Raw genomic sequence first — 8,812 nt, 5'->3', positions numbered from 1 at the left:
GAACAGGATTTTTTTATGCTTTTTTTTTAATTATTATTTTTTAAAACCTTAAAGACTTGACAATTAGATAATTATACTAAAATAAATCGCGTTTTGAGATTTTATTTTACTGATTATTAATAACTTAGCTTTATAATTATTAAAAAATAATCTTATGAAAAATCCCCCAAGTAACATCAGTCGCGCAAAGTATGATTTTATTGATTCATCGGTTATTGAAAAACTAGAATCTTATAATCCTCACCTAAGCCAGGAATTAGAAAAAGTACCTACTCAAGATCCCTACACCTTAAATGGTCAAAAATTACGCTTAAATTTTATCCGTAAGCAACTAAACACAAACGTTGACTATCTATCTGGAGAAAAAGTATTCAATGACAATGAAAGCCTAAAAGGCAACATCGAAAATTACATAGGAATGAGCCAAATTCCCACTGGACTTATTGGCCCATTAATAATAAATGGAAGTTCAGCTCAAGGAAGCTTCTATGTTCCTCTTGCTACCACCGAAGGAACGCTACTTGCATCCTATAACAGAGGCGCAAAGGCCTGTAGAGAATCTGGAGCAATTACAGCCATTACATTACAAGAAGGCGTACAAAGAACACCGACTTTTAAATTTAAAAATTTAATTGATTTAGGAAAATTTGTAGAATGGGTATTAGAGCACAAAGAAACATTTTCTGTATTAACCCGGGAAACCAGCAATTATGCAATTTTAAACGATGTAGGAATAAATATAGAAGGCAACATCCTCATTATAAGATTCGAATATAGTTCTGGTGACGCATCAGGTCAAAACATGGTTACAATCTGTACAGATAAAATTTGCAAGTACATCCTGAGCAACTGCCCCATCAAACCAGTATTTTGGACAATCGAAGGAAATACGTCAGGAGACAAAAAAGCAACATCATTAACTACAAGAGTCCGAGGAAGAAAAATAACGACCGAAATCACATTAAAAAGAGGCGTTATTGAATCAGTACTAAAGACAACTCCAGAACTAATGCAACAACAATGGAAAATAAGTGCCTCTGGCTCCGTAAAAGGTGGCAGCATTGGCACTGGTATGCATCCCGCAAATGCTCTCGCAGCTTTATTTATAGCCTGCGGACAAGATGTAGCCTGTACAGGTGAAGCTTCTACCGCTATTACAAGAATGGAAATCGATGAGAATGGAGATTTATATTGCGCTATCACAATGCCAAACATAATCGTAGGAACTGTTGGTGGCGGAACCTCATTCCCTACTCAAAAGGAATGTCTGGAATTAATAGGCTGTTATGGCGCTGGAAAAAGTGGAAAACTAGCCGAAATAGCTGTCGCATTATGCTTAACAGGAGAAATTTCTATTCTGGCAGCTATGGGTTCTGGCCAATTTACGGCAGCTCATCAAAAATTCGGAAGATAATTATACTCCACAATTGAGTATGGCACAAAAAAAAACCATCATATTTCTATGATGGTTTTAACTCTGAGCCGGCGGAGGGACTCGAACCCACGACCTGCTGATTACAAATCAGCTGCTCTAGCCAACTGAGCTACGCTGGCGACTCATTACGGGTGCAAATATAATACTGTTTTTTTATATTTGCAAAATAAATTTACATCTTTATTTAAATAAAAAAACCATCCTTAATAAGGATGGTTTTATGTTGAGCCGGCGGAGGGACTCGAACCCACGACCTGCTGATTACAAATCAGCTGCTCTAGCCAACTGAGCTACGCTGGCGACTCATTACGGGTGCAAATATAAAGCGGTTTTTCATTTTACCAAAATAAACTTGCATCTTTATTTAGATAAAAAAACCATCCTTAAAAGGATGGTTTTATGTTGAGCCGGCGGAGGGACTCGAACCCACGACCTGCTGATTACAAATCAGCTGCTCTAGCCAACTGAGCTACGCTGGCGACTCATTACGGGTGCAAATATAAAGCGGTTTTTCGTTTTACCAAAATAAATTTGCACTTTTTTATCGTTTTTTTTTACTACAATTCGTTGATTTTAGCAATCAATTGATTAGCAGTTTCTTCCAATTCAACATTGATTTGTTTGAAGTGTGCTTTTTTATTTTCTACGTTCTTTGCGTTCACTTTTGTGATCAAAGTATCAAAAGCAGCAATAGCTTCATCGATTAAATTGTTAGTTTCTGTAGTTGGTTTTCCTGTAGTAGAAATTTCAAATAAGTAAACTGCTTCAATAATATCTCCTAAAACGTAGTTGATGTCTTTCTTTAAATTCTTAACGTTTGCCATTTTATTTTAATTTTAATTTGCGTTTGCAAAAGTACACATAATCTTTCTATTACCTGCTATGAAATGTAAATTTCTAAAATAGAAGCTTTTCCGTTAAGGATGAACTTATTCAAAGCAGCTGGAACTAATACTGTATCTCCTTTTTTGTATGTCAATTTATTTCCGTCATATTCTATTTCAAAAGAACCTTCAATACACATATAGACTGTAAAAGTTTCTCCGCTTTTACTTACCTCAACCTGACCATCTAACGAAATAAAATTTGTGGTGAAATAAGAACAATCAACCACTACATTAGATTCATTTGTTTTTTTCTGATACTCTTTATAAGTATCTACCTTATTATAATTAATAGCATCTAGCGCTAAATCTACATGCAATTCTCTTTTATTTCCTTGCGCATCTACCCTATCAAAATCATACAAACGATACGTAATATCTGATGTTTGCTGAATTTCTGCAACAACTAATCCTGCCCCTATTGCATGAACCGTCCCAGTTTCCAGAAAGAAAACATCTCCTGGTTTAGCTTTTACATCGTCAAGAATAGAAACTAGTGTATTGTTATTTAAATTCTCCAGATATTCTTCTTTACTAGAATCTTCTTTAAAGCCTACAATAATCCTGGCATTTTCATCTGCTTGCATAACATACCACATTTCGGTCTTACCAAAAGAGTTATGACGTTCCTTAGCCAATTTATCATTAGGATGTACTTGTATCGAAAGATCTTCCCGAGCATCAAGATATTTAAAAAGCAACGGAAATTGTTTCCCAAATTGCTCATGTACTTTTGCTCCCAAAATTTCGTTTGGAAATTCTTCTATAATATCTGTAAGTGATTTTCCTTTCAAACTTCCGTTTGCAACAATACTCACATCGCCTTCAACAGTAGATAACTCCCAGCTTTCGCCAGTAATCTTAGACGTGATTGGTTTATTTAATACAGTTTTTAATTTTTCGCCTCCCCATATTCTGTCTTTCAAGATTGGTTCGAACTGTAATGGATATAATTTTGGGGTCATCTGTATTATATATTTCTACACAAGTTTCATTTTCATGAATACTGTATACTATTGTTCTTTTAATTTATGATACTAATTCTTTAATCGCTTCCAACGCCTTAGGAATATGTTTGGCTGCTACCATACTATCAAATATCAGAATTATAACTCCATTTTTATCAACAACGTAAGTTACTCTTCCTGGTAATAATCCAAGTAATCCAGATGGAACACCAAAAAGTGTTCTTATCCTTTTATCTTCATCTGAAAGAAGAACAAAAGGCAAATGATGTTTATGAGAAAATTTTTGATGAGAATCGACACTATCACTACTAATACCAATTACCTCTGCTCCTAAAGCTACAAAATCCTCATATTGATCCCTAAAACTACAAGCCTCTGTAGTACAACCCGGTGTATTATCTTTAGGATAAAAATAAATAACCAAAGGTTTACGACCTAGTACATCCTTACTCTCAAACACCTCTCCATTAGCATCTTTAGCTGTAAAATTCGGGATAACATCCCCTACTTTTAATGACATTTTACTCTCCTTTATAGGTTACAAAATTACGTGCAGTTTCATATAACACGATTTCTAAATCAAAATCGGGATTTATCTTTTTTCTAATTTTATTCCAAATCACTACTGCAATATGTTCTGCAGTTGGATTTAAATCTTGAAATTCTGGTACGTCAAGATTAAGATTTTTATGATCAAATGGTAATTCTACTTCTTGATATATAATATCCGCCAATATCTTTACATCTATCACAAAACCTGTTTCAGGGTCAACTTCTCCAGTAACACTTACTGTTAAGTCATAATTATGTCCATGAAAATTGGGATTATTACATTTCCCAAAAACGGCATCATTTTTCTCCAACGTCCAATCTTTTCTGTACAGCCGATGGGCAGCATTAAAATGTGCTTTTCTTGATATCGTTACTCTCATGTAGGTTTTGGTTTAAATTTTATGGTCTTCTAGAAAATGATAAAACTCGTCAAAAATTATTTTGAACCAAACGGTGTAAATCTCAGGATGTAATTGCATGTCAGTTTTTACATCTTCTATTTTCATCCATTTCCAGGCTTCAGCCTCGTCTGTATTTATAATAGGTTCGTCATTATAACGCCCAATCATAACGTGATCCAGTTCATGTTCTGTTAATCCGTTATCAAAAGGAGCTTTGTATATAAAATGAAAAAGTTCTTTAAGTGGCGTTTTAAAACCCATTTCTTCAAACAATCTTCGACTTCCCGCCTCGATATTAGTTTCTCCTTCTCGCTGATGACTACAACAAGTATTGGTCCAAAGTAACGGAGAATGATATTTATGATGCGCACGTTGCTGTAACATGATTTCATTATTATCATTTAAAACAAAAACTGAAAATGCACGATGTAAAACGGCTTTTTCATGCGCTTCCATTTTAGGCATTAGCCCTATTTGCTCATCATTTAGATTAACTAATATTACGTTTTCTTCTATCATAATTGGTATTAAACACACAAAAATACGAAAAAAGAAATTGCTTTAAAGCCTAGAAAAAGTTTGTGAAAAGTTTAACGAGCCCTGCATTCACTAAAATTTTAATTTTATATCGTGATTATGAGTGTATTAAAGACATGAGAGCAATAATCTCTTATTTTAAATCTGAAACTGCATTTTTTTCGTAAATAGTAATAGTTAAAACTCACTTAAATAAGCATCCATTTGTAAAGTGCACGACAGTTTACTAATAAGAACCATCTTAACTTTACAACACAAAATCAATTAATTATGAAAACAAAAGCCCGTTTTTTAAGCTTATTATTTTTGCTCCCACTATTTATATTTCAAGCCTGTGGACAAAATACAAAAGAACAATACACCGATACAAAAAACAATCCTATGGAAAATAAAATTAGCAAACCCGATAATCCATATTACTCTAATACCGATACAAAAAAACTAAATCTTACAGATGCGCAATGGAAAAAAGTATTACCTGAAGATGTATATGAAGTAATGAGGCATGCTGATACCGAAAGACCTTTTACTGGAAAATACTGGAATACCGACGAAAAAGGAACTTATTATTGTGCAGCATGCGGAAACAAACTCTTTAGATCCGGAGCAAAATTTGCAAGTAGTTGTGGCTGGCCAAGCTTTTTTGAGCAAGAAAACAAAAACAGCGTAACGTACAAACAAGATAACTCTCTGGGCATGGAAAGAACCGAAGTTCTTTGTGGTAGATGCGACGGACATTTAGGTCACTTATTTGATGATGGCCCTGCACCAACTGGAAAAAGATATTGCATGAACTCTATCGCTCTTGATTTTATACCCGACAATAAATAATAGTATGAAAAACACCATTTTAATCTGTCTTTTAATCCTATCAATTAATGGATTTGGACAAGCAAAGAAACAACCCAATTATGATACCATTACTCTTGGCGGAGGATGTTATTGGTGTGTAGAAGCAGTTTACGAAAATTTAAACGGAGTAAAATCTGTAGTATCTGGTTTCTCTGGAGGAAAAACCATTAATCCGAGCTACGAAGAAGTATCAACCGGAAAAACTGGTTTTGCCGAAGTAGTTCAGATTACATACGACAAAAACGTAACAAACCTAGACGAGATATTTAAAGTATTCTTTACCGTACACGACCCAACAACCTTAAACAGACAAGGTGCCGATGTAGGAACACAATATCGTTCGGTTATTTTTTATAAAAATGAAGAACAAAAAAATGCAGCTAATAACATTATAAATGCATTAAAAAAAGCAAAAGTATATAACGACCCGATAGTAACCGCTGTGGAACCATTTACAAAATTTTACAAAGCCGAAGATTATCATCAAAATTATTATGACAATAACAAAAACCAACCCTATTGTAAAATGGTAATACAACCAAAAATAGAAAAGTTTGAAAAGGTATTTAAAGACAAATTAAAAAAGAAATAATTATTAATTCACTAAGCCGCTTATGAAAATGAGCGGTTTTTTTATTTTAATAATCAATGTCAAAATTTCGTAATTTGCATCAATCTATTAAGAACCAGAACCCTTTAACCAAACCACAAAAAAATGAAGCGTATAATCTTATCCCTTTTATTCCTACTACTTTTTAATTACAATCATGCTCAGGAAAACTTACCTACAGATTATCTTTCTAAAGAATTTCATAAAGGGCGAAGAGAAGCTTTTAGGAGCTTAATGCCTGCAAATTCTGTAGCAGTAATCTTTTCTTATCCCGAAAGAAAATTCTCTAGAGATATAAACTATAATTTCCATCAAAATCCTGATTTGTATTATTTAAGCGGTTATAAAGAACCCGATGCTGTTTTATTACTATTTAAAGAACCTCAGGGAACTGGTGAAACAGCTTATAACGAAATCCTTTTTGTTAGAGAAAGAAATGCAGCTCATGAAATGTGGACAGGTAGACGCTTAGGTACCGATGGAGCAAAATCGAAATTAGGTTTTGCAACAGTTTATAACGGAAAAGATTTCAAGGACTTTCCTATAGACTTTAAAAAATTCGACAAAATAATTTACGATAAAATCCCAACTGACATTGGTAAAGACACAAGCGGTTTTGATCTTTTTGGATTACTACAAACATTTAAAACAAAAGCAGCAATTACAAATGACGATACAGCTTCTTTACTATTATTCGAAAATATTACAGCAACGCTTCGAGAAATAAAAACCCCAGAAGAAATTGATTTAATGCGCAAATCAGTTAAACTTTCTTGCATTGCCCATAACGAAGTCATGAAAGCAATTAATACTGATATGAGCGAAAATGAAGCCGATGGAATTCATGCTTATATTCACAGAAAATATGGAGCTGAAGGAGAAGGTTATCCTCCAATTGTTGGCGCAGGAGCTAATGGTTGTATTTTGCATTATGGCGAAAACAATAGCACCAAAATAGACAATCAATTATTATTAATGGATGTAGGATCTGAATATCATGGCTATTCTGCCGATGTTACCCGAACTATTCCTGCAAACGGAAAATTTACCGAAGAACAAAAAGCTATCTATCAACTAGTTTACGATGCTCAAGAAGAAATTTTTAAAATTTGTAAAGAAGGAACTCCTCTCGCAGACCTAAACATCAAAGCCAGAGAAGTTCTAGCCAAAGGATTACTGAAATTAGGAATCATTAAAGACTTAAAAGAAGTAAGCATCTATTACCCACACGGATGTTCACACTTTCTTGGTCTTGATGTTCACGACAAAGGAAATTACAGCGGACCAAAAAGCTTACTAAAAGAGAACATGATTATTACTGTCGAACCAGGAATTTATATTCCAGCAAATAGTAAATGTGATAAAAAATGGTGGAATATCGGGGTTCGTATCGAAGATGATATTCTCATAAAAAAAGATTCATACGAAAACCTATCTGTTGATTCTCCTAGAAAATGGCAAGATATTGAAAAACTAGCTTCCCAAAAAAGTAAGTTCAATGAATTTAACTTACCCAAAATTTAACCTATAATTATTTCCCTTATAAATATTTCACTGTTATAATTAGACAAAATGAAAGCATTAACTTTTTCTACTTTTGGAAACTCAGATGTACTTGAATACATCGACATTCCAAATCCGCAATTAAAATCCGACGAAATCTTGGTCGAAATGAAAGCCATCGGGTTAAATTTCGCCGATGTATATCGCCGAAAAGGAAACTATCATCTTAAAGGAAATCCGCCTTTTATAGCTGGTTATGAAGGTTCAGGAATCGTAGTAAACACAAATAACCACTCAGAGTTTAAAATTGGAGACAGAGTTGCTTTTGCTGATATTCCTTTTGCAAATGCCGAACTCGTTGCCGTTAATATAAATCATGTAATTCCGTTACCAGAAGCAATCGATTTTGAAACTGGAGCCTCCATCTTATTACAAGGATTAACAGCCCATTACCTCGCCACAGATAGCCACAAAACACTAAAAGGAGAAACAGTTATTATTCATGCTGTTGCTGGAGGTGTTGGACAATTCCTTACACAAATAAGCAAACTTCTAGGCGCAACCGTAATTGGCTTAACCTCATCTGCCGACAAAGCAAAAATTGCTATCGAGCAAGGAGCCGACCATGTATTCTTATACAATGACAATTGGAAGGCTGAAGTTTTTAAAGTAGTTCCAAACGGTGCCGATGTCGTTTATGATAGTATTGGCAGCACCTTAAATGATAGCTTCGAAGTAACCAAAGATTGTGGACAGGTTGTGTTTTTCGGAATGGCGGGTGGAGATCCTGCTTTAGTTGACCCAAGAATGCTCATGGATACTTCCAAAACATTAACTGGTGGAGATTTATGGAGTTATTTGACAACCAGAGAAGAAAGAATAAAAAGAGCTAATCAGTTATTCACTTGGATTATCGAAGGAAAAGTTTCACTTGCAACACCTACTTCTTTTAAACTATCTGAAGGAAAACAAGCACACGATTACTTAGAAAGTCGAAAAAGCACAGGGAAAATAATTTTGATTCCTTAAATAATAACCTGGGAGTATCACCATTTTTTATCCCGTAATCT

The 8,812-nt window shown here is 34.3% G+C and carries 10 protein-coding genes and 3 tRNA genes; 5 read left to right on the top strand and 8 right to left on the bottom strand.

The features are described from left to right. The first annotated feature begins 154 nt into the window (after positions 1-154). The gene (locus B8T70_RS07385; RefSeq protein ID WP_052250184.1) at positions 155-1,414 is read left to right on the top strand and encodes a hydroxymethylglutaryl-CoA reductase; all 1,260 of its coding nucleotides are present in this window, start codon (positions 155-157) and stop codon (positions 1,412-1,414) included. Between the two features lie 66 nt (positions 1,415-1,480). On the opposite strand, the gene B8T70_RS07380 is transcribed toward B8T70_RS07385, so the two are convergent. From B8T70_RS07380 to idi, 8 genes are all read right to left on the bottom strand, one after another. Further along, positions 1,481-1,554 (bottom strand) — tRNA-Thr (locus B8T70_RS07380). A gap of 107 nt (positions 1,555-1,661) precedes the next feature. Beyond that, a tRNA-Thr gene (locus B8T70_RS07375) sits at positions 1,662-1,735 on the bottom strand. Between the two features lie 105 nt (positions 1,736-1,840). After that, positions 1,841-1,914: transfer RNA gene (locus B8T70_RS07370), tRNA-Thr, on the bottom strand. 78 nt (positions 1,915-1,992) lie between these two features. Continuing rightward, complete coding sequence (locus B8T70_RS07365; RefSeq protein WP_035619450.1) at positions 1,993-2,259, bottom strand: hypothetical protein; 267 nt, start codon at positions 2,257-2,259, stop codon at positions 1,993-1,995. Between the two features lie 56 nt (positions 2,260-2,315). After that, positions 2,316-3,284, bottom strand: a complete 969-nt coding sequence (locus B8T70_RS07360; RefSeq protein WP_086894460.1) for a type I phosphomannose isomerase catalytic subunit — start codon at positions 3,282-3,284, stop codon at positions 2,316-2,318. 64 nt (positions 3,285-3,348) lie between these two features. Further along, positions 3,349-3,807 (bottom strand): peroxiredoxin, encoded by a 459-nt coding sequence (locus B8T70_RS07355; RefSeq protein ID WP_039111652.1) that lies wholly within the window; start codon positions 3,805-3,807, stop codon positions 3,349-3,351. Between the two features lies 1 nt (position 3,808). Beyond that, a complete protein-coding gene (locus B8T70_RS07350; RefSeq protein ID WP_039111653.1) occupies positions 3,809-4,219 on the bottom strand; it encodes a 6-carboxytetrahydropterin synthase in 411 nt (136 codons plus the stop codon). A gap of 12 nt (positions 4,220-4,231) precedes the next feature. Next, a complete protein-coding gene (idi, locus tag B8T70_RS07345; protein WP_086894459.1) occupies positions 4,232-4,759 on the bottom strand; it encodes an isopentenyl-diphosphate Delta-isomerase in 528 nt (175 codons plus the stop codon). A gap of 288 nt (positions 4,760-5,047) precedes the next feature. On the opposite strand from idi, the gene msrB reads away from it, so the two are divergent. The 4 genes from msrB (at position 5,048) to B8T70_RS07325 (ending at position 8,771) form a co-directional block, all read left to right on the top strand. Beyond that, positions 5,048-5,608, top strand: a complete 561-nt coding sequence (gene msrB, locus B8T70_RS07340; RefSeq protein ID WP_086894458.1) for a peptide-methionine (R)-S-oxide reductase MsrB — start codon at positions 5,048-5,050, stop codon at positions 5,606-5,608. 4 nt (positions 5,609-5,612) lie between these two features. Continuing rightward, positions 5,613-6,221, top strand: a complete 609-nt coding sequence (gene msrA, locus B8T70_RS07335) for a peptide-methionine (S)-S-oxide reductase MsrA (protein ID WP_039111656.1) — start codon at positions 5,613-5,615, stop codon at positions 6,219-6,221. A 123-nt stretch (positions 6,222-6,344) separates the two neighbouring features. Beyond that, positions 6,345-7,763 carry an aminopeptidase P family protein gene (locus B8T70_RS07330; protein ID WP_086894457.1) on the top strand — a complete coding sequence of 473 codons (1,419 nt, stop codon included), beginning with the start codon at positions 6,345-6,347 and terminating at the stop codon, positions 7,761-7,763. 48 nt (positions 7,764-7,811) lie between these two features. Next, positions 7,812-8,771 (top strand): quinone oxidoreductase, encoded by a 960-nt coding sequence (locus B8T70_RS07325; RefSeq protein ID WP_086894456.1) that lies wholly within the window; start codon positions 7,812-7,814, stop codon positions 8,769-8,771. The last annotated feature ends 41 nt before the right edge of the window (positions 8,772-8,812 follow it).

Source organism: Flavobacterium sp. AJR (assembly GCF_002156885.1).
Lineage (GTDB): Bacteria > Bacteroidota > Bacteroidia > Flavobacteriales > Flavobacteriaceae > Flavobacterium.
This window is presented reverse-complemented; position numbering and strand designations above follow the sequence as displayed.

What these genes read in the sequence shown, in the direction of transcription:
- B8T70_RS07385 (WP_052250184.1), top strand. Translation starts at nt 155, where the DNA reads ATGAAAAATCCCCCAAGTAACATCAGTCGCGCAAAGTATGATTTTATT.
- B8T70_RS07365 (WP_035619450.1), bottom strand. Translation starts at nt 2,259, where the DNA reads ATGGCAAACGTTAAGAATTTAAAGAAAGACATCAACTACGTTTTAGGA.
- B8T70_RS07360 (WP_086894460.1), bottom strand. Translation starts at nt 3,284, where the DNA reads ATGACCCCAAAATTATATCCATTACAGTTCGAACCAATCTTGAAAGAC.
- B8T70_RS07355 (WP_039111652.1), bottom strand. Translation starts at nt 3,807, where the DNA reads ATGTCATTAAAAGTAGGGGATGTTATCCCGAATTTTACAGCTAAAGAT.
- B8T70_RS07350 (WP_039111653.1), bottom strand. Translation starts at nt 4,219, where the DNA reads ATGAGAGTAACGATATCAAGAAAAGCACATTTTAATGCTGCCCATCGG.
- idi (WP_086894459.1), bottom strand. Translation starts at nt 4,759, where the DNA reads ATGATAGAAGAAAACGTAATATTAGTTAATCTAAATGATGAGCAAATA.
- msrB (WP_086894458.1), top strand. Translation starts at nt 5,048, where the DNA reads ATGAAAACAAAAGCCCGTTTTTTAAGCTTATTATTTTTGCTCCCACTA.
- msrA (WP_039111656.1), top strand. Translation starts at nt 5,613, where the DNA reads ATGAAAAACACCATTTTAATCTGTCTTTTAATCCTATCAATTAATGGA.
- B8T70_RS07330 (WP_086894457.1), top strand. Translation starts at nt 6,345, where the DNA reads ATGAAGCGTATAATCTTATCCCTTTTATTCCTACTACTTTTTAATTAC.
- B8T70_RS07325 (WP_086894456.1), top strand. Translation starts at nt 7,812, where the DNA reads ATGAAAGCATTAACTTTTTCTACTTTTGGAAACTCAGATGTACTTGAA.